Raw genomic sequence first — 21,556 nt, forward strand, 5'->3', positions numbered from 1 at the left:
TCGCATTCTAGATCATCTCAACCTTCTGGTTTATAGTAAGATATGAAGTCGTTATCCAACTGACATATGTACGTGTGGAACATTTTTTGCTCTCATTTTTTGTAATATGCAAGAGCACGTAACGATAACAATGAATGACATTGTAAATAAACTGTCGGCGGCTTATTTACCCTAATTTTGAGGCATAAAGGATCAATGAATTTGCGAACGCTAGCCCTGTTATTTGTAGCGAGCCTCACATTAACTTTCTCTATTGGCCTTGCAGCAGCCGATTTTCAACAAATCCGTATCAAAGGGCCTAAAAGTAGCGATTCGGAATTCTCTGGCCAAACCTATGGCCCGATAACCTCCTCTGACACACTTTGGCGCATCGCCAGCGAAGCAAGGCAAAACACGAGCCATTCTATTTATCAGGTAATGCTTGCCACGTATGAGCTGAACCCAGACGCTTTTGAACGCGATAACATAAATTTGATGAGAGACGGCGCTATCTTGCGCCTGCCCGCTTCTAAGTATGTCAACAGAGTGAATGAAGCTCAGGCGATTGCGAAAGTTCGTTATGATAATCAATTACTCAATTTAGGTGGTGAAGTTTCAGGCTCCAGTGCTGGCGTTAGCTCAAATAAAACCTTGGCCAGCAAAGACGACCTAGATGAAACGAAAGACATTATTGAGAAACGTCTAGGCGCCATTGATGAGGAACAAAACCGTCAATTTCAACAAATCCGGCAACAGTTTGCCGAGTCCATCCTCAGTGTTCAAAGTATTCTTAATGAAAATCAACGGGTGTTTGAAAGCCTCGACTCGGTAAATAAAGACTTAGCTGAGATACGCAGTCAAGAAGCGCTGAGAGATGAGCAAATTGTGCAGATGGGTAAAAGCATTGATGAGTTACTTGCGAAGTCTCGTGACGCCGAGGCAAAGGCGTTGGCGGAACAGCAAAAAGGTGGTTTTACCGACTGGTTGATGAAGCCCCTTACGCTAATCATATCTTCTATCTTGGTGTCTCTTTTAATCTTAGGTGGTTTTGCATATTGGTTAATTAAGCGCAAAAAGCCGCAAGAGATGGATCTAGATTTACTGGCGACGAAAGACGAACCCGCTGATACCTATGTTGCCAGTGAAATGGACGACCTATCTGATGCATTAAGCGAAGAATTAAGCTCAGAGTTAGATGATGAAAACTTGTTCGGTGATCAGAGCGTTGCGGATGACGTATTGGCAGAGGAACTAAAAGAGTCATTTGACGAGAAGGATGACCTGCAGGACAAGGAAGAGTTTGATGATCTTGGCGACGATATGTTGGTGCCAGATAGCGAACTCAACCCAACAGAAGACTTTGAAGCCGGAAGCGATGAACTTGATCAAGACGATCTAGACAACTTATTCGAAGATGAAGATGACTTGTTGGCAGAGATCGATGATGAGATGGACAACATCAGCTTGTCAGACGAGGAAGAACAGGACAATAGCGACGACGCTCAAGCTGACGCACCCGAACAGGATGTAGCAACAAGTACGAAAATAGAAGAGCCTGTTTCCGATGAACAAGATACGCTTTCAGATCTAGACGATTTAGACGAGCCGGGCGATTTAGGCGCTGAAAGCGAAGCAATTATAGATGAAGGGCCTGAAGACGAGTTTGCTGCTGATGTAGATGATGTTGAAAGTGAAATGGAATCTTCTGTTGACGTTACTCAAGATACCTCAAGCGAGATTAACGAAATTTCTCCTGTTGACGATGTTGATGAGCAGCCAGAAATTAATATTGATGATTTACTGGTTGAACCGAAACCTGAGCTTCCAGAGTCGTCTGAAGTAAATGCTGATGATCCTATTAATGAGGATATGTTAGAGCAGCTTGATAAAGAAATAGCATCGCAAAGTGAAGAGCTAGATAACATTACTAGCAATCTGATTGACGAGCTTGAACAAGTTGAAATGATGCAGGATATGCTGCCAGAGGGCGAAGAGGCAGTTGACCCCGAGTTTACCGGCACACCACAGCGTGATATTCAGCAGTTAGATAAAATTACTGAAGGTTTAGGTGACATTTTTGCTGACGCTGACATTGATGCTGAAAGCCCTAATTCTGATCTAGACGAGTCTACTTTGGACGCAGTCGCACCTTTATCAGAAGCGTTTGAAGAGCCTTCAGCAGAACAAGAGCCTTCAGCGGATGAAGAGTCCTTAGCGGATGAAGAGTCCTTAGCGGATGAAGAGTCCTTAGCGGGTGAAGAGCCCTCAGCGGATGAAGAGCCCTCAGCGGATGAAGCGCCCTCAGCGTTTGAAGCGCCCTCAGTAGAACAAGCGCCCTCAGCGGATGAAGAGCCTTCAGCAGAACAAGCACCCTCAGCGGACGAAGAGCCCTCAGCGGATAAAGAGCCTTCAGCGGATGAAGAGTCCTTAGCGGGTGAAGAGTCCTTAGCGGGTGAAGAGTCCTTAGCGGGTGAAGAGTCCTTAGCGGGTGAAGAGTCCTTAGCGGGTGAAGAGTCCTTAGCGGGTGAAGAGTCCTTAGCGGGTGAAGAGTCCTTAGCGGGTGAAGAGCCTTCAGCGGATAAAGAGCCTTCAGCAGAACAAGCGCCCTCAGCGGATGAAGCGCCCTCAGCGGGTGAAGCGCCCTCAGCGGACGAAGAGCCCTCAGCGGACGAAGCGCCCTCAGCGGACGAAGAGTCCTCAGCGGACGAAGCGCCCTCAGCGAATGAAGCGCCCTCAGCGAATGAAGCGCCCTCAGCGAATGAAGCGCCCTCAGCGAATGAAGCGCCCTCAGCGAATGAAGCGCCCTCAGCGGACGAAGAGCTCTCAGCGAATGAAGCGCCCTCAGCGAATGAAGCGCCCTCAGCGGACGAAGCGCCCTCAGCGAATGAAGCGCCCTCAGCGAATGAAGCGCCCTCAGCGGATGAAGAGCCTTCAGCAGAACAAGCGCCCTCAGCGAATGAAGCGCCCTCAGCGGACGAAGCGCCCTCAGCGGATGAAGCATCTCAAGAAAATCATGAACCTCTATCAGAGCAAACGTTTGCAACGGAGCATGGTGATGAGTTACAGCAAGAGCAAGCGTCTGATATGCAAGACGAAACTAAACTTGAGCTTAGCGATATTGATGAGCTTGATTTTGACGAGCATGACACTGACAACCATAGTGAAGGCGTATCAGCATTTGAGAGTGATAGCGTTGAGAGCAATGCTGAAGAGCATAATGGAGCATTGTCGGAAACAAATCCTGTCACATCAACCTCACCAGTAGACGACACAGATCTCACAATCCATGCTACAGAGATTGATGCCACTGATGTTCTTAGTGATGAACAGCATACCTCTACTGAACAAGATTCACTTGATGATCAGGAGTTAGCCCCTGAGAAAAGTGAACATAATGAAAATGACGAGCCTAGTGAGCAAGACGCGTTAGAGCAAGCACTAGCCGATTTTGACACTGACGAACTCGAATCAAATGATGCCTCTGCCAAGCCAGTTTCTGAACCATTAACTGATACGGAGCTAGGCGACATCGATGCATTGGCAGATTTTGATGACGATGAACTAGAATCTGCGCTAGAGAATTTTGTTTTAGATGATGAGCAGAGTCACTACGACGAAGCTTCAACAGATGATAGGTTACCTTCTTCAGGTGTTGAGCAAAACCATGAGTTGGATGAATTCCCCGAACTCGAAGATTGGTTAAATGAAGTCGACGAAGATGACACAGACTCCATAGAAGAGCTCGAATCAGCTTCATTTGATGACATGTTGCAAAGTTTAGATAATGATTTGAACGACTCTTTGGAGTCTGATTCATCAGAAGAGCAAACACCAGGCAATATTAACCAAGCAGGTCAGAATATTAATAGTGCGGTGGATATTGCCACTTTACTTGAAGAAGAAGCGCCCGAGGAAGATGAGCGCGACTTTGTTGACGTGGATGATCTACTAAATGACAGCATCACGGCAGATCCCTTACCCGAAAAGGCACTTGATTTAGAGTCAATCATGGGCGAATTCTCCACTGCTAAAGATGATTCGGATCACATTGATGTAGACAGTGACGATGGGTTTGGTGCTAAGCTGGACTTAGCTCATGCCTATATAGAAATTGGAGAGACTGAGTCTGCTACTGAGTTGTTAGAAGATATTATTGAATATGGACATCCGCCACAATCTGAAGAAGCGAAGCGTGTCCTTGCCAGCTTAAAAGGGGAAGAATAAGCTGTAACACGTCAATTTAGCGAATTGATTTTAAAACTTATTGAAAAAAAATGTCAAAGAAAGGAGACATTTTTTAATACGTTAGCTAAAAATCAGTTAGTATTTGTTAAAAAAATTGAGGTAGCAGTGATTAGATTCACCTTAAGTTTGTTACTGGTTATGGTAAGTACCGTTAGCCACAGCAGTGACATTGACATTGTCGTTACCGACAATCAGAACACACCCTTGTCAAATGTGGTGGTTTTTCTTCTTCCGAAAAATGCTCCCGTTGAGACGACCAATGGCATGGCAATCATGGATCAGGTTAACACTCAGTTTTATCCGCACATTCTTGCTGTTCAGCGAAATACCCAAGTGAGCTTTCCAAACTCTGACTCTATTCAGCATCATGTATACTCTTTCTCTGCAGCTAAAGTATTTGAGCTAGAGTTATATAAAGGATTACGCGCGAACCCTTTATTGTTTGATAAGTTAGGCGTAGTCGAAATGGGGTGTAACGTCCATGATTGGATGTTGGGTTATATATACGTAGTAGACACGCCTTATTTCACCAAAACAGACCAATCGGGTTTAGCCAGCTTGCAGGTTCCAAATGGGGAATATATCCTCAGAGTATGGCATCCTCGCATTAGTGATGCGCCAGAATCTTTTCAATTACCAGTGTCCGTTGATGAGGTAATGCAAGTGACGATGAAGGTGCCTTCTGACTTGCTACCTGACGTCAATGCTTATGAAAATAGCGGTGACGAATTCGGCGAATATGAGTAATACAAATACGTTTTTCAAGACATCACTGCAAATGCGGATGTCTTTCATTTTTCTTTTGCTACTCACCATTATTGTTCTGGTGACATTATACTTTGTTCAGCGTGCAACCTATCAACACTCCAGTATTCAATTATTCAGTCACATGCAAACCTCTGTTAGCGTGGTTAGAGATAATATTGAAGGAAGAGCAAGTGCACTGGATAACGGCATGACTACGTTAGCCAAAGATTTTAGTATCAAGCAGCTGATTGCAACTGCGAATGATGATCGACAATCATTAAAATCAGCCATGTTTAACTACCAGAACCGCTTAGGCGCGGATATTTTTTGGGTATTGGCAGATGATTTTTCACCTCTCGTCAGTACATCAGACCCACTTGAACGTAGCAATGAAATAGTTCCTTCTTTTACAACGCCTGAGCTCCATTGGTTCTCATTTAACCATCGTTATTATCTTTTGCGCGCCACCCCGGTGCGCTTCGTTGAAAACTCTACTCAAGTCAATGCTTGGGTGGTGATGGGAATAGATGTAGAGAAGTTATTCACGCAAAACTTGGTGGAATTAACCAATATGCAAATGACTTTGCTCAGTCTCAAGAGTAATACGCTGCTAGGAGCAACACCAGACACTCCATTTGTGAATTCTCTTGTGCTACCTGATATTGAAGTGTCATCCGGGTTGCACCGTATCTCTTTATCATCTACTAATACGATTTATACTACGGTTGAATTTGGGGTGTGGGAACATAGCCCCGTGTATATTGTGGCTTCTACAGGCGAAGATGATGCGTATCTTTCTAGTGAGAGTCTTATCGGCCAGTTATTTATTATTTTGTTATCAGCGGCGACACTTGGCTTGTTAGGAGCGACATTATTATCCAGAGAGATTACCAAACCGTTACATCAATTAATTAAGGCTGCGCACAGAATGCGAGCAGGCGAGTTTGTTGAAACCTTTCCAAGTGCGAACACGTTAGAAGTAGAGAGTTTATCCAGTGCATTTGACGAGATGCAGCAGGGTATCCGCGATCGAGAAGAGCAAATTCATCACCTTGCTTACTATGATGAGCTAACCAATATTCCTAACCGGATACAGTTTTCCAATCATATAAGGGACATACTTAAGCAACAACCAGAATGTCAGCTAACAGTGCTGATGTTGGACGTGGATCGATTTAAAGACATAAATGATACCCTTGGTCACGACCTAGGTGACGAACTATTGATTGCAATTGCGAGGCGTTTGAGCAGCTATGCCACCGAAAGCAGCTTTTGTGCTCGCTTGGGGGGAGACGAGTATGCGGTAGTGAGTCATCAAGGGGCGCATGACAGTCCCGAAGAAGCAGCCGAACAATTAATCAAATTGTTTGAGCAACCTTTTAAGATTGAAAATGTCGTGCTGGACGTTGATTGTTCCGTTGGTATTGCTTTATATCCGCAGCATGCTCAATCGTTGCAGGGCCTGATGCAGTGTGCGGATATTGCCATGTACAGTTGCAAAGACCAGCATAATGCATTCGCTGTATACACGGATGCACTAAATAAGCACTCTGTTGTGCGCCTTAGTCTTATGTCTGAGCTTAAAGGGGCGTTGGCCGAAGGCCAGCTAGAGCTGCATTATCAGCCTAAGTTAACAATACACAGCCATAAGGTTGAAACGTTAGAATGCTTAATACGCTGGTTTCACCCTGAGCATGGTTTTGTTCCCCCTGACGACTTTATCCCCTTGGCTGAGCAAACGGGTTCCATTCGACATGTTACCCAATGGGCTTTGAGAACAGCGTGCCAGCAGGTTAAAAAATGGCAAGAGCAAGATATGCATTTTACCGTTGCGGTGAACATTTCAGCCATTGACCTGGTTGATTTATCCCTTCCAGATAGCATTGCGTCATTGTTAATGGAGTTTGATTTACTTCCTAGTGCACTGACCATGGAAGTGACGGAAAGCGCCGTTATGAGCGATCCTCAGAATGCGCTGCGCGCACTGAATTTGCTGCGCAATATGGGCATTACCCTTTCTATTGATGACTTTGGTACAGGCTACTCATCCATGGCGCAATTGAAGAAAATGCCCGTCGATGAACTTAAGATTGATAAGGCGTTTGTGCTTGATTTAGCCACCAATCAAGATGACCGAGTGATGGTAAAAACATTAGTCAGTTTGGCGCAAAATTTAGGGCTTACTACAGTTGCAGAGGGGGTTGAAGATCTTGCCACTTTGGAATTTTTAACCGAGATAGGGTGTACCAAGGCGCAAGGTTACTATATGACCAAGGCGCTGAGGTCTGATGAACTGGTCACTTGGTATCAAAACTTCACTCGCAATGGTTTAACGTCGTGACGCGATTAATTTTAAACAATGAACTATGTATATTTTTAGTTTTAATCATCATGATGATGCCTGCAACGGCTCAACAAATCAGTGGCTTGATTCAGGTTAATATGGTGAGAGCAGATGAGCACAACCCTTGGTTTGATAAAGGAACTGGGATTGTTGCTTATCAAGATAATGGGGTCAATATTCAGCAAAGTGTGCTGAGAATAAGTGACAAATTATCCTCCGGTTTTTCATATGATCTGAGTGCTAACTTTTATCAATTGGGGGAGCAACATCTAGGGCTAACGCAAGCAAGTATTCAATATAAGCCAATTTCAAATCGTCAGATACGATTTAAAGGGCGAGCAGGCTTTTTCTACCCACGTATGTCACTTGAAAATGTTGATTTGGGCTGGTTGTCACCGTATACCTATACGCAGTCTGCTATCAATAGCTGGATAGGTGAAGAGCTTAGGGTTGCTGGTGTTGAAGGTTCACTGTTTAGTGCCGGTCGTAATCGACAAAGCCCTTTTTCGTGGGAAATCACTGCAGGTGCATTCAAAGGAAATGATACGCTGGGTACGCTATTAAGTTGGCGTGGCTTTGCTATGCATGACCGCCAAAGCCTGCATAATGATAAAGTCGTGTTTGCCGATTACCCTACGGTTAATGACCCAGAGGGTATCTTTCACCCCTCCTATGTCGAACCTTTTCATGAGCTTGATGGACGTATAGGTTTCTATCTAGGAGGGCACCTAAATTATTTTAAGCGCACGCAATTACGTTATTATTATTATGACAATCAAGCTAACCCGACAGTGGTAAATTATCAACGCTTATATGCGTGGCGCACTAAGTTTCATTCTCTGGCTTTTTCCCATGACATTACACCGGCTACGCGTTTCATCTCGCAGTGGTTATCTGGCAGTAGCCATATGGGCGAGCGCTTTGTGTACATAAATTTTGACGCTTGGTACATGATGCTCAGCCATAAAATGAACGATCATCGCCTGAGCATTCGCTATGACAACTTTAAAGTAAAAGAAGATGATATTTTTGTGCATGATCTGAACAATAGCGATGGCAGCGGATTAACTCTTGCGTGGCGTTATAAAATCAATGCCAATTGGCAGTTGGGGCTAGAACAGCACGTGAATCGTAATCAAGCGGCGATTCGCTCAACCTTAGGGGAAGGGACTCGACAAAATCAACAGCAAACCCTTGTTGTCGCTCAGTTTCGATGGCGTTGATTTAACTCAATAAAACGCAGATACCAAAACGGCAACCCTAGGTTGCCGTTTTTTATGCTAAATACTGCCTTAGAAGAATGTATAAACGATAGTAACAGCAGTTTGAGTATCGAGTTTTTCAGTGTCTTCTGACACATTTGAGTTATGGTCGAAGGTGAGGGTTAATTTCATCGACAATGAGCTGTTTATCTTAGCTGATAGAGAACTAATTGACTTTGATTTTGTATTGTCTTCACCGACTTCCGTACTCATTGTTTGTTTAAACGTGGCTGTGTCGGAAATCTTCCAGTTGAAACCTAATGCCCCACGAACGATGAAGCTATCGGCGTCTTCCCCTTCAGAGGTTTCAGCAAATGAGTAACCAGGACCCACACTGTATTCGAATTTAGTGGTTTCGTTGTCCCACAACTTTTGGCTCCAACCCGCGGCAAGCGTTGATTGGTAATTAAAGCTGCTGAATCGGTCATCTTCGTATGAACCGAACGCAAACAAGCGATGATCTGGATTGGCTAACTTGTAGTTACCTTGACCCGATAAGAAATACTTTTGGGCGGTGGTTTGCGTTTCACTGGTATCCTCGTCGATGGCTACGTCATCTTTCTTGTATAAACCTTCGAATAAGAAATCATTGCTCCACTGCTCAAGCTCTTGATGAGCCGACAATTTTGCATTTAAAGACGTAGTTTCAGTATTACCCGATGTGGCGATAAAACCTAGCTCGCCATCCATAGTAAATGGTTTGACTTCTTCCTGGGCGAAGGCATTACCGGTGAGGAGTAATCCGGTGGCGATAAGCGTTTTTTTCATTTAAACATATCCTTAAGTTAAAAATTAAATGTATTAGGGCAATGGCGAATTAGAAAAATTGATATACGAGGGTGACGGCCGTTTCTGTGTCTAGGCTCTCTTGGGTCACTTCAGCATTACTGTTGTGTTCCATAATAAAAGATAGTTTCATCGCTAATGAGCCAAATATCTTAGTGGAAAGTGATGTTTCTGATTTTGTTCTAGTGTATTCAGGGTCAGTTTCTGTACTGATGAACTGACGAAATTGTGCTGACTTTGAGATTTCTAATGTGTACTCCAACGCAGTACGTAAAATAACACCTTGTAAATCGTCGTTGTCTTCATCGTTTTTAGCTTCGGCAATGGCATAACCCGGTCCTACGCTGTATTTAAACTCACTAAATTCGTCGCGCCATAGGCGTTCGCTCCAACCACTGGCTACCAGCGTTTGGTAGTCATAGATATCGAAACGGTCGTTTTCATATTCAGCATAGATAAATATGCGTTCATCAGGAGAGGCGAGTTTAAAATCGATTTGGGTGGAAATAAAATTCCTTTGGGCTGTTGTCACATCGTATTCATCACCACCGTCATCCGCTTCTTTTGACGTTTTGTAACGGGTATTGGCAATGGCTTGATAACTCCATTTCTCAAGTTCTTGACTGATGTTAAATTTAGCGTTGATGCTAGAAGAATTGGTGTTGCCTTTGTTGTACAGAAAGCCTAGTTCACCAGTAGCAGATATATTGCTATCAGTTGCAGGTAGGGTTCCACCACTATCTGACATGTAAAGCGAGCGCATAATGTTTATTTGAGCATGGCAGGGAAAACATAGCACCAGCAAAATTAGATATCTGAGCATTATTCTTCGAAACATGATAGATGGCTAAAAGACAATGCTGCGCAGTATATCTAACTGGGATCGTAAATGCATCCCAAAACGCGCCGCTAGCCTTTTACTTTAGGCGTTTTGTTGGAAATTAGCCTCTAAGTAATCCGATCATTGTTTGTGCTTCCATATGAGCGAATTTCATACCGTCCGTTATATCTTGTTCCTCCAACCCCGCTTTACGCAAGATAATAGGATGAATCAAACTCAATGCGCTCACTATTTCAGGTGCGACCATAGCCATCGCTATGCGCGATATCATGAACATCAGACGGGCTTCATGACTTAAATAGGCGGCGGATTCATTGTTCGTATTTGGTAATACCTGATATAGATTGCTAGGTAAGCCCCACTGTTGAAGTAATGCGTACGTACAATCCGTGTAATGAAATCCTAATATTGATTTTTGACGTTTCCACGGTGGAATTTGTGGATCGTATTGATTACACGCAATTGCGAGTTTAGGCGTTTTGACTGCTACAATCAGCTCGCCAACGTTGTGCAGTAAACCAATAACAAAAAAACGCTCACTTGTTCGCGTTTTAGTGATTTTGGCCAAATGTTTAGCGACGAGCGCAGCATAAATGCTTTGTAACCAGAAGCGTTTCAGATCAATCACATCACTACTGAAATGTTCGAAAGCAGAACAGGCGGTTTCAGCCATCATTAAATTATATAGCGCTTCTGTGCCTACTACACTAACGGCTTTGCTAATGTTATCAACCTGTGATTCAAAGCGAAATAAAGCACTGTTCGCCAGTTGTAATAACTTGAAGCTTAGAGCTGGATCAGTCGATATTAGTTCTGCAATGTCATCAGTGGTCGCGTTATCGCTGTCCAATAACGAACGCATTTGTACACAGATTTTTGGTAAGGCAAATGATTGTGTGGCACTTAGGGCGTAATCTTGAGCAGATAACATTGTAAGCTCTTTTATTATTGTTATTTTACATCAGTATAAAGTTTGTACAGCTTATGCTCAAATGGAACTAATAGCATTTTCATCGGCCCTAATTGACGAACTAATTTCTAAGGTTTCTGCACATGCACAATAGTTTACCGAGCCTTATTACTTGCCATGCGAATAGCATACACTTGGCATATGATACATTTGGCTCGCCGGAAGATGCGCCATTGGTGCTTATTATGGGGTTGGGGGCGCAACGTATTCTATGGGAAGATGCGTTTTGCAACATGCTTGCAAATCAAGGCTTTTGGGTCATTAGATTTGATAATCGTGATGTAGGCGAAAGCACTTTTGTCGAAGATAAGTTTACCCCAAATTTAATGCACTTGGCAGCGAGCAGCGTTCTGGGGGTTAACATTCCTATTCCTTATACTCTCAATGATATGGCCGATGATGTTATCAATTTAATGACACAGCTTAATGTGTCAAAAGCACATATTGTTGGTGCCTCGATGGGAGGTATGATTGGCCAAGTATTGGCTATTGAATATCCGGATCGTGTGCTCAGTTTAACCTCAATTATGTCCAGTGTTGGTAGCAAAAATTTACATAAACCAGATAAAAGCGTGCTGTTAAAACTACTCAAACCTATGCCCAAGGGGAGAGAAAAAAGTATAGCCAACATGGTCGAGTTTTGGCGAATGCTGCATGGCCACTTTTACACGTTTGATCTTATTCGAACTCAGACGTTGGTCACCCAAATTTACGAGCGTGGGGTCAACCCTCAAGGAGTATTACGTCAGTTTGCGGCTATTCTTGCAGCTAAGGAGCGCATAAAAGACCTTAAAAAGCTGTCGTTGCCAGCCTTGGTTATACATGGAAAGGACGATCCTATGTTACCGGTCAGTAACGCCTATGCGACAGCGAATGCTATATATGGTTCTCGATTATGTATATATGAAGGTATGGGGCACACATTACCCATTGAGCTCTGGTCACCAGTCATTTCTGAAATAACCCAATTGGCGCGAAACACCAAGCGCGGCAACGAACCGCTTAAAACGGCTATTTAATGGAATTGGTATAACTTAAGCTTTAATTAAAGTGTAACGTTCAAGCTAAGCACACTAACAATATAATTGAGTAGCGTTGTCACACTGTCCAAATACCCAGCCTTACTCTGTGACAACATATTGCGTGGATAGCAAGGCGGATTGTTTTATCTAATAAGCTGCTATTGCTGGATAATCCAAATCCACTAAGTACAAACAGAGCGTTAGCGAGAGGTTTACCTATCCAGTATTCAAGTTATTTAATCTAGTAAACTGCCTTGGGTGGGCGTGTCGACAGAGAGGGGATCTTGACTGCGCTTGCGAGCAAACGCACGCTTTTTGCGAAGTGCGCAGGCTTTAACGATTTTACTTTTCACCTCATCCTCTAATTTGACCCAATGCAAACGCTCTTCTCTTGAGCGATAACAACCTAAGCAATATCCACGAGGGCCCGCTTGGCAAACGCCGATACAGGGGCTTTCTATATGGAATATTTCAAGTTGCTGCACGCACGACTCTCAATTATTGCGGATGGATAAAGTTTACGTCGAGTGAGCAGGAATTGGTACTGTTTAGGTAATGCAAACTTTCGTGCAAGATACTAAAAAGCCAACTAGGCTGTGGAACCTAGTTGGCTTTTTGATAATAGTGTTGTTTAAAACCTTGAGGTTTGCGTTACCAAATTTTTACGCGATCTTCAGGTTTCAAATACATGTTGTCACCTTCTTTGACATCAAATGCCTCATAGAAAGCGTCAACGTTTCCGACTATGCCATTTACTCGATACTCGCCAGGCGAATGCGGGTCACTAAGTAAACGTGCGCGTAAGGCATCTTCACGCATTTTACTACGCCATACCTGGGCATAACCCATAAAGAAGCGTTGATCTCCTGTCAGGCCGTCAATCACTTTGCCTTCTTCATCACCAAGTGACATATGGTAAGCCTTGTAGCCAATGGTTACGCCGGCTAAATCACCAATGTTTTCACCTAGCGTTAATTCACCGTTGACGTTTTGTCCTGGAATAGGTTCGTACGCATTAAATTGATCAACCAACTTTTTACCAAGCACGTCGAACGCGGCGCGATCTTCGTCACTCCACCAACTGCGTAAATTGCCTTCGCCGTCATATTTTGAACCTTGGTCGTCAAAGCCATGGCCAATTTCGTGTCCGATCACCGCTCCGATAGCGCCATAGTTGACAGCGTCGTCTGCAGTCATATCGAAAAATGGTGATTGTAAGATACCCGCTGGGAATACGATTTCATTACGTACTGGGCTGTAATAAGCATTGATTGTTTGCGGCGTCATACCCCAATCGGCTTTATCCACTGGCTTGCCAATTTTTTCCACATCAACAGCGTGGTCAAACTCAAAGTAACGAACGTAATTTCCCACAAGATCGTCTGCAGCTATGGTTAAATCATCGTAGTTCAACCATTTATCAGGGTAACCGATCTTTGGTGTGAATTTAGCTAACTTCTCACGCGCGGCCTTTTTAGTTTCAGGGGTCATCCAATCAAGTTGATCAATGCTTTCACCGTAAGCTTTGGTTAGGTTTTTAACCAGCTCATCCATTTTGGCTTTTGCTTCTGGGGTGAAGTAACGTTCAACGTATTGTTGGCCTAATACTTCACCTAGCACGCCGCTGGTTGCAGCTACGGCGCGTTTCCAGCGAGGTTGTTGCTCAGGAATACCGTTAAGGGTTTTTGAATGAAAATCAAAATGCAAATTAACTAACTCTTCATCTAAGCGCGAAGCGTAGGCGTCGATTAGGTTATAGGTCAGGTAGTTCTTCCATACTTGTACGTCGTGGTTCGCGTATATTTCGCCGACCGCTTCGAAGTAAGGTAAGTTGCGTACTATGATTTCATCAACGCTGCCAATGCCGCTTTCATCAGCGTAAGCTTGCCAGTCAAAGCTGCTGCCCATAAGGCTTTTCACTTCTTGTGCGCTGCGTTTATTGTAGTTCTTTTCTGCATCACGGCTTTCAACACGAGAGATGTGCTTAGAAGCAATGTCTTTTTCTAAGTCCATCAACTCAGTAGCGGCTTGCTCGGGGTTGGCTATGCCGGCTTTTGACAACAAAGCGGCCATGTAGGTCTGAGTTGCATCACGGAATTTAACGAATTTTTCTTCGTCTTTACTGTAATAATCGCGATCGGGCAATGTTAGTCCGCCTTGGACCAAATACATGCCGACTACGGCAGGGTTTTTGGCATCAGGTGACACGTAAAAGTTAAATATTCCACCAACACCTTTGGTGTATAGCTCACCAAATTTAGCGGATACTTGCTGCATATCACTGATGTTTTTGATGCTATCTAGCTCAGCTTGTAACGGAGAAAGGCCTAGCTGATTGGCCAGTTCAACGTTCATGTAGCTGTTGTACATGTCACCTAATTTTTGGGTGTTTGTACCTTGCTTGGCGTCAGTGTCAGCGGCTTCTTGTATCATGCTTTTGAGACGCTCTTGGGTATCATCATAAAGGACGTTAAATACGCCATAACGAGACTTATCGCCCGGAATTTCAGTGCTTTCGAGCCATGCACCATTTACGTGACGGAACAGGTCGTCTTGAGGGCGTACAGTTTCATCAATGGCCGTTAAGTCAATGCCTGAAAGTTCAGGTGCTTTTTTCTCAGTGCTAGTGGTTGTTTCTTGTTTGGTTTCGGAGTCTTTTTCTGGGCCTGGGCTGCATGCACTTAAACCCAATGCAATACAGACACTCATTGCCACTAAAGATAGCTTTTTCATATTTTTCCTTGTGAAGTGATGATACACAGTTACGCCTAAAGTTCCGTTTGGTGGGGTGTACTCACTTTCATTCTGTCGTTTAGGCACTCAGCAGTCTAATGACTCATAGCGATAAGTGCAAAATCCTTGATTGAATAAGTGTGATAATTTGTAACATGCGTCATTTAGCTGAATTTCAGGCTATTTCAGCCTATCTTGTCAGAAGAAAGCGGTATTTAAACGCAAGTGTGGCAGGCAAGGGCATCATAAAAAAAGGGCCTAACGGCCCTTTTCAAGAAATTACTAGAAAGATGTAAAGTATTGCTTACTTTTTCTTCTTAGCTTTCGGATTTGGCAAATCTGTAATGCTACCTTCGTAGATTTCAGCCGCTAAGCCAATAGACTCGTTTAGCGTTGGGTGAGCATGGATAGTCAATGCGATATCTTCTGCATCTGCACCCATCTCGATAGCAAGACCAATCTCACCAAGCATTTCGCCAGCGTTCGTTCCTACAATCGCACCACCGATAACACGATGTGTATCTTTGTCGAAAATAAGCTTCGTCATACCATTGGTGGCAGCTGAGGCAATTGCTCGGCCTGATGCAGCCCAAGGGAAGCTAGCTGTTTCAAAGCTAATACCTTGTTCTTTCGCTTCTTTCTCTGTTAAACCAACCCAAGCCATTTCAGGCTCTGTGTAAGCAACAGAAGGAATGCATTTCGGATCGAAGTAGTGCTTCATGCCTGAAATGACTTCAGCAGCAACATGACCTTCATGCACCGCCTTATGAGCAAGCATAGGCTGACCCACTAAGTCACCAATAGCGAAGATGCTGCTAACATTAGTACGCATTTGCTTATCAACATTGATAAAACCACGCTCGTCAACGGTTACGCCTGCTTTATCAGCATCAACTAACTTACCGTTAGGGCGACGGCCAACTGCAACCAATACTTTGTCGTATTTTACCGGCTCAGACGGTGCTTGTTTGCCTTCGAATGTAACATACAAACCATCATCTTTTGCTTCAACCGCAGTCACTTTGGTTTCAAGCATGATGTTGAATTTGTCTTTAACGGTTTTCTGGTAAATTTTAACAATGTCTTTGTCGGCAGCAGGAACAAGTTGGTCCAAAAACTCTACAACATCAATCTGCGTGCCTAGAGCGCTGTACACAGTACCCATTTCAAGACCGATTATGCCACCACCCAAAACAAGCATTTTGCCCGGGATGTCTTTCATCTCTAAGGCGCCAGTTGAGTCAATTACACGAGGGTCATCTTGAGGGATGAAAGGTAAGCTAACAGGCTCTGAACCCGCAGCGATAATGGCGTTATCGAAAGAGATAGTGGTTTTACCATCTTTTCCATCAACTTCAAGGGTATTGCTACCAGTGAATTTGCCGTAGCCTTGAACGTGTTTCACTTTACGCATTTTAGACATACCAGCAAGACCGCCAGTAAGCTTATCGACTACGCTGTCTTTCCAGTCACGAATTTTATCGAGATCAAACTTTGGCGCGCCAAAATCAACGCCATGGGCAGATAATGCTTTGGCTTCTTCGATCACTTTAGCAACGTGAAGCAAGGCCTTCGAAGGAATACACCCTACGTTTAAGCACACGCCACCCAGTTTACTGTTTACATCAACAATTACTGTTTCGATTCCTAAGTCAGCAGCGCGGAAAGCTGCGGAATAACCACCAGGGCCCGCACCAAGCACTACCAACTGAGTTTTAATTTCACTCATTTTGACCTCAATCTATTGATTTTCTTCCAGACTCCGGGAAATTCTACCTAGCCGGTGTCTGGTTAGCAAAGAAAAGGCGATAACTTTTTATACATTATCGCCTAGCTGTTCGTTACAGTAACATTTCGCGCAAGTCACCTAGGACTTTGCCCAAGTGAACAGCGAAGCGTGCAGCAACTGCGCCATCAATGACTCGGTGATCGTAAGACAATGATAAAGGCAGCATTAGCCTTGGCTCGAAGTCTTTACCGTTCCATTTCGGCTTCATTTCACTTTTAGACACACCTAATATGGCGACATCTGGTGCATTTACAATAGGTGTAAATGCTGTTCCGCCAATTCCGCCTAAGCTAGAAATGGTGAAACAACTGCCTTGCATGTCAGCGGCTTTAAGTTTTCCGTCACGCGCCTTGATACTGATTTCCATCAATTCTTTTGATAGATCGTAGATACCTTTCTTATCTACATCACGTACAACAGGCACTACCAAACCGTTCGGTGTTTCTACCGCAATACCCACATGGTAATACTTCTTTTGGATCAAGCTTTCGCCAGATTCAGACAGTGAAGAATTAAACACAGGGTACGCTTTAAGGGCATCAGCAACAGCTTTCATCATGAAAACCAATGGCGTTATTTTAAAGCCAAGCTTTTTCTTTTCAGCAACAGCATTTTGCTGCTTACGGAAGGCTTCTAAATCTGTGATATCGGCTTCTTCAAACTGTGTTACGTGTGGGATAGTGACCCAGTTACGATGTAAGTTTGGTCCAGAGATTTTCTGGATTCGGGTTAACGGAATTTCTTCCACTTCACCGAATTTGCTGAAATCAACTTTAGGTGGCGCAAGCACTTGTAAACCGCCGCCACCGTTGTTAACAGAAGAGCCTGCAGTCATTTTAGGACGAGACAATTCATATTTAACATACGACTGAACATCTTCCTTGAGGACGCGGTTTTTCGGGCCTGTGCCTTTTACTTGGGTCAAATCAACACCGAATTCACGAGCAACACGGCGAACTGACGGCGACGCATGAACTTTGCCTGCTTTACCACGTTCACCTGCAGATGGGTGATGGGGTACAGGCGCTGATTTAGGCGCGCTTTGGGCAGGAGCAGAGGTTTTTTCTGCTTGCGGTGTAGAGGCTTTCGTTTCAGCCTTAGGTGCTGCTTTTGGTGCACTGCCAGCTACTTCAAGCAATAGAACCACAGAACCTTCAGAAACTTTGTCGCCGACACTGATTTTAAGCTCTTTGACGACACCGGCTTTAGGAGCAGGCACATCCATAGTCGCTTTATCTGTTTCAAGGGTGATTAAACCGGTTTCTTCTTCGATTTTATCGCCTACGGCTACGAGTACTTCGATGATATCAACATCGGTGTCACCACCGATATCAGGTACAGTCACTTCAATCGTTTCTGGTTCACCAGAGGCTTGTTCTTCTTCAGCCGGGGCACTGGCAGCTTGACTCTGCTCTTGCGCAGGTGCAGCTTGTGTTTCTGCAGAAGCCGATTCGGTTTGCGCTGGTGCACTACCTGCCACTTCTAGCAAAATTACAAGTGAGCCTTCAGATACTTTGTCACCGGTGCTCAGCTTAACTTCTTTCACTACACCGGCTTTCGGTGAAGGGACATCCATGGTTGCTTTGTCTGTTTCTAGGGTAACTAGGCCAGTTTCTTCTTCGATACTATCACCAGCGCTTACGAGAATTTCAATGACTTCAACATCGGTGTCGCCACCAATATCTGGGACTGTCACTTCAATCACTTGTGAAGCTGATGAAGACGATTGAGCCTCTTCTTTAGCGGGTGCTGGCTCTTCAGATTTTGCTTCTGTTTTCGCTGGCTCTGGTGCTTCTTCTTCCTGTGGTGCGCTATCACCACTGGACATTTTCATGATCAATTGGTCTTGGCTAATTTTGTCACCAACCTTGACTGAAATATCGCTGATTGTGCCAGCGAAAGGAGCAGGAATATCCATGCTCGCTTTGTCGCTTTCTACCGTGATCAGGGATGCTTCAGCGTCAACGTTGTCACCAACGGCGACAAGAACTTCAATGACTTCTACTTCGTCGCCACCAACATCGGGTACCAATACATCTTTTATATCTGACATTTTGATTTAATCCTCAATGGTTATGCGTAAAGCGGGTTAATTTTGTTTTGGTCAATACCAAACTCAGCAATGGCGTCTACCAGCACTTTTTTGTCGATGTCGCCTGCAGTAACCAACTCGCGAAGAGCGGCAATAACCACAAATTTTGCATCTACTTCAAAGTGATGACGCAAGTTCGCACGACTATCAGAGCGACCAAAACCGTCTGTCCCCAACACTTTGTATTGACCAGGAACAAATGCACGCACTTGGTCTACATAACTCTTCATGTAGTCTGTGGCTGCAATGGTTGGGCCGTCAAAGCCGTCATTCAATACTTTTGTAATGTAAGGAACGCGCTGATCTTGCTCAGGGTTTAACAAGTTAAAGTGTTCACAGTCAATACCGTCACGGCCTAGTTCGTTGAACGAGGTCACACTGTAAACTTCTGAAGCAACAGAGAATTTATCATGCAATATCTTAGCGGCTTCACGCACCTGCTCTAGGATTGTGCCTGAGCCAAGTAACTTCACTTTAGTCTTGTTGTTAGCATTACCTTGATGCTCAAGCTTATAGATACCTTTAACGATACCCTCGGTAACGTTATCTGGCATGGCAGGTTGAACATAGTTTTCATTCATTACGGTTAGGTAGTAGAAAACGTTTTCTTGTTCTTCAAACATACGACGCATACCGTCTTGCACAATCACTGCAATTTCATAACCGTAAGTTGGATCGTAAGAGATACAGTTAGGTATTAGTCCAGCTTGGATATGACTGTGACCGTCTTGGTGTTGTAAGCCTTCACCGTTCAGGGTCGTTCTGCCGGCTGTACCGCCAACTAAGAAGCCACGTGTCTGGCTATCACCTGCGGCCCATGCCATATCACCAACACGTTGGAAACCGAACATAGAGTAGTAGATGTAAACCGGGATCATAGGTAAGTCGTTTGTCGAGTATGATGTACCGGCAGCAACCCAAGAAGCCATTGCGCCTAGCTCATTGATACCTTCTTGAAGTACTTGCCCTTTTTCATCTTCACGATAATACGCGACTTGGTCTTTATCTTGAGGAACGTATTTTTGGCCGCCGTTCGAGTAAATACCGACTTGACGGAACAAGCCTTCCATACCAAAAGTACGCGCTTCGTCAGGGATAATTGGCACTACGCGAGAGCCGACTTTTTTGTCTTTAAGCATCACAGTCAATACGCGAACAAACGCCATAGTGGTCGAAATTTCACGATCACCTGAGCCTTTCGTGATGGCTTCAAATGCTTTTAGCGGTGGTGCGGGAAGATCTTCAGAGCTTTTCGCAAGACGCACTGGCATGTACCCATGAAGTGAATCACGTCGGGCACGCATGTACTTCATTTCTTCGCTGTCTTCTGGGAATTTGTAGTAAGGTAGGTTTGCTACGTCTTCATCAGCAACAGGGATATTAAAGCGGTCGCGATATTCACGAACAGATTCAACGTCCATTTTCTTGACGTTGTGAGCGATGTTTTTACCTTCGCCAGCTGCACCCATTCCGTAACCTTTAACGGTTTTCGCTAGGATAACCTGAGGACGACCCTTGGTTTCAGTCGCACGCTTATAAGCAGCGTACACTTTAACTGGATCGTGACCACCACGGTTTAAGCGCCAAATGTCGTCATCTGACATATTTGACACCATCTCTTTTAATTCAGGGTATTTACCAAAGAAATTTTCGCGTGTGTACGCGCCGCCCTTGGCTTTGTAGTTTTGGTATTCGCCATCTACAGTTTCGTTCATCAAATCAAGTAGTTTTCCTGATGAGTCACGTGCCAATAGTGGATCCCAGTAGCGTCCCCAAATAACCTTCAATACTTCCCAACCTGCGCCGCGGAACGTACCTTCAAGCTCTTGGATTATTTTGCCATTACCACGAACCGGTCCATCTAACCGTTGTAGGTTACAGTTAATAACAAACGTTAGGTTGTCTAAGCCTTCACGAGAGGCGAGGCCAATTGCCCCCAAGCTTTCTGGCTCATCTACTTCACCATCACCCATAAAGCACCATACACGTTGCTCAGAACAGTCTTTAAGGCCGCGGCTTGTAAGGTATTTAAGGAAGCGTGCTAGATAAATCGCCTGCATAGGGCCCAAGCCCATAGATACAGTCGGGAACTGCCAGAAATCAGGCATTAATTTCGGATGAGGATAAGACGATACGCCTTGCCCATCGACTTCTTGACGGAAACCATCAAGTTGGTCTTCGCTTAGACGCCCTTCAATGAACGCACGTGAGTATATACCTGGTGAGACGTGTCCTTGTACAAACAAGTAGTCACCACCGTCTTTCTCATTAGGTGCTCGGAAGAAGTGGTTGAAGCCTACATCGTACAACATGGCTGAAGAGGCAAAACTTGAAATATGGCCGCCTAGCTCTAAATCTTTTTTAGAGCCACGAAGCACCATCATCATCGCATTCCAACGAATGGCATTACGGATTTTAGCTTCAATGGTTTGATCGCCAGGCATAGTCGGTTCTTGGCCCGCTGGGATCGTATTGATATATGCTGTGGTCGCATCGTAGGGCAAGTGAGCACCACTGCGACGGGCTTTTTCGATTAAGCTTTCTAGCAAATAGTGCGCACGGTCAATGCCTTCCTCTTCTAGTACTGCGTCAAGGGCATCTAACCATTCTTGCGTTTCTTGTGGATCCACATCCGGATGCATCATATCAGCCATGGTGCTCTCCTATATTAAAAGTTGTTTATTAAATTTATTTTTGACTTCAGTGTGGCGAATGACGCGTAAATTGAAGACAAAAAGCGATTCAT

13 protein-coding genes are annotated in these 21,556 nt (G+C 44.4%); 5 read left to right on the forward strand and 8 right to left on the reverse strand.

Annotated elements, in window-relative coordinates; translation table 11 throughout:
- The first annotated feature begins 195 nt into the window (after window positions 1-195).
- From FX988_RS21950 to FX988_RS17680, 4 genes are all read left to right on the forward strand, one after another.
- Complete coding sequence (locus tag FX988_RS21950) at window positions 196-4,203, forward strand: FimV/HubP family polar landmark protein (RefSeq protein ID WP_160181410.1); 4,008 nt, start codon at window positions 196-198, stop codon at window positions 4,201-4,203.
- Between the two features lie 126 nt (window positions 4,204-4,329).
- Window positions 4,330-4,971: a methylamine utilization protein gene (locus FX988_RS17670; protein WP_412761909.1), complete on the forward strand. Its 642-nt coding sequence runs from the start codon at window positions 4,330-4,332 to the stop codon at window positions 4,969-4,971.
- Entirely contained in the window at window positions 4,964-7,312 is a 2,349-nt protein-coding gene (locus tag FX988_RS17675; RefSeq protein ID WP_254700654.1) for a putative bifunctional diguanylate cyclase/phosphodiesterase, read from the forward strand. The genes FX988_RS17670 and FX988_RS17675 overlap by 8 nt, the downstream gene beginning before the upstream one ends.
- Window positions 7,309-8,538 (forward strand): hypothetical protein, encoded by a 1,230-nt coding sequence (locus tag FX988_RS17680; RefSeq protein WP_160181411.1) that lies wholly within the window; start codon window positions 7,309-7,311, stop codon window positions 8,536-8,538. Before FX988_RS17675 ends, FX988_RS17680 begins: the two co-directional genes overlap by 4 nt.
- A gap of 69 nt (window positions 8,539-8,607) precedes the next feature.
- Here FX988_RS17680 and FX988_RS17685 read toward each other — a convergent pair whose 3' ends face one another.
- The 3 genes from FX988_RS17685 to FX988_RS17695 all read right to left on the reverse strand — a co-directional run bounded on the left by FX988_RS17685 (window position 8,608) and on the right by FX988_RS17695 (window position 11,135).
- On the reverse strand, window positions 8,608-9,345 hold the full coding sequence (locus FX988_RS17685; RefSeq protein WP_160181412.1) for a YdiY family protein: 738 nt from the start codon (window positions 9,343-9,345) through the stop codon (window positions 8,608-8,610).
- A 49-nt stretch (window positions 9,346-9,394) separates the two neighbouring features.
- Window positions 9,395-10,111 carry a YdiY family protein gene (locus tag FX988_RS17690; RefSeq protein WP_160182227.1) on the reverse strand — a complete coding sequence of 239 codons (717 nt, stop codon included), beginning with the start codon at window positions 10,109-10,111 and terminating at the stop codon, window positions 9,395-9,397.
- A gap of 193 nt (window positions 10,112-10,304) precedes the next feature.
- Entirely contained in the window at window positions 10,305-11,135 is an 831-nt protein-coding gene (locus FX988_RS17695) for an HDOD domain-containing protein (protein ID WP_160181413.1), read from the reverse strand.
- 122 nt (window positions 11,136-11,257) lie between these two features.
- On the opposite strand from FX988_RS17695, the gene FX988_RS17700 reads away from it, so the two are divergent.
- A complete protein-coding gene (locus tag FX988_RS17700) occupies window positions 11,258-12,193 on the forward strand; it encodes an alpha/beta fold hydrolase (RefSeq protein WP_160181414.1) in 936 nt (311 codons plus the stop codon).
- A 239-nt stretch (window positions 12,194-12,432) separates the two neighbouring features.
- On the opposite strand, the gene FX988_RS17705 is transcribed toward FX988_RS17700, so the two are convergent.
- From FX988_RS17705 to aceE, 5 genes are all read right to left on the reverse strand, one after another.
- A complete protein-coding gene (locus FX988_RS17705; RefSeq protein WP_160181415.1) occupies window positions 12,433-12,681 on the reverse strand; it encodes a DUF1289 domain-containing protein in 249 nt (82 codons plus the stop codon).
- A gap of 166 nt (window positions 12,682-12,847) precedes the next feature.
- Window positions 12,848-14,929 (reverse strand): M13 family metallopeptidase, encoded by a 2,082-nt coding sequence (locus FX988_RS17710; RefSeq protein WP_160181416.1) that lies wholly within the window; start codon window positions 14,927-14,929, stop codon window positions 12,848-12,850.
- A 304-nt stretch (window positions 14,930-15,233) separates the two neighbouring features.
- Window positions 15,234-16,658 (reverse strand): dihydrolipoyl dehydrogenase, encoded by a 1,425-nt coding sequence (gene lpdA, locus FX988_RS17715; RefSeq protein WP_160181417.1) that lies wholly within the window; start codon window positions 16,656-16,658, stop codon window positions 15,234-15,236.
- A 112-nt stretch (window positions 16,659-16,770) separates the two neighbouring features.
- Window positions 16,771-18,771, reverse strand: a complete 2,001-nt coding sequence (gene aceF / locus FX988_RS17720; protein ID WP_160181418.1) for a dihydrolipoyllysine-residue acetyltransferase — start codon at window positions 18,769-18,771, stop codon at window positions 16,771-16,773.
- A gap of 20 nt (window positions 18,772-18,791) precedes the next feature.
- Complete coding sequence (gene aceE / locus FX988_RS17725) at window positions 18,792-21,464, reverse strand: pyruvate dehydrogenase (acetyl-transferring), homodimeric type (RefSeq protein WP_160181419.1); 2,673 nt, start codon at window positions 21,462-21,464, stop codon at window positions 18,792-18,794.
- Window positions 21,465-21,556 lie beyond the last annotated feature (92 nt).

The sequence above is a fragment of the Paraglaciecola mesophila genome (genome assembly GCF_009906955.1).
GTDB classification, from domain to species: domain Bacteria; phylum Pseudomonadota; class Gammaproteobacteria; order Enterobacterales; family Alteromonadaceae; genus Paraglaciecola; species Paraglaciecola mesophila_A.

Coding starts and splice junctions, on each gene's coding strand:
- FX988_RS17685 (WP_160181412.1), bottom strand. CDS start 9,345: ATGAAAAAAACGCTTATCGCCACCGGATTACTCCTCACCGGTAATGCC.
- lpdA (WP_160181417.1), bottom strand. CDS start 16,658: ATGAGTGAAATTAAAACTCAGTTGGTAGTGCTTGGTGCGGGCCCTGGT.
- FX988_RS17675 (WP_254700654.1), top strand. CDS start 4,964: ATGAGTAATACAAATACGTTTTTCAAGACATCACTGCAAATGCGGATG.
- FX988_RS17690 (WP_160182227.1), bottom strand. CDS start 10,111: ATGTCAGATAGTGGTGGAACCCTACCTGCAACTGATAGCAATATATCT.
- FX988_RS17695 (WP_160181413.1), bottom strand. CDS start 11,135: ATGTTATCTGCTCAAGATTACGCCCTAAGTGCCACACAATCATTTGCC.
- aceF (WP_160181418.1), bottom strand. CDS start 18,771: ATGTCAGATATAAAAGATGTATTGGTACCCGATGTTGGTGGCGACGAA.
- FX988_RS17710 (WP_160181416.1), bottom strand. CDS start 14,929: ATGAAAAAGCTATCTTTAGTGGCAATGAGTGTCTGTATTGCATTGGGT.
- FX988_RS17700 (WP_160181414.1), top strand. CDS start 11,258: ATGCACAATAGTTTACCGAGCCTTATTACTTGCCATGCGAATAGCATA.
- aceE (WP_160181419.1), bottom strand. CDS start 21,464: ATGGCTGATATGATGCATCCGGATGTGGATCCACAAGAAACGCAAGAA.
- FX988_RS21950 (WP_160181410.1), top strand. CDS start 196: ATGAATTTGCGAACGCTAGCCCTGTTATTTGTAGCGAGCCTCACATTA.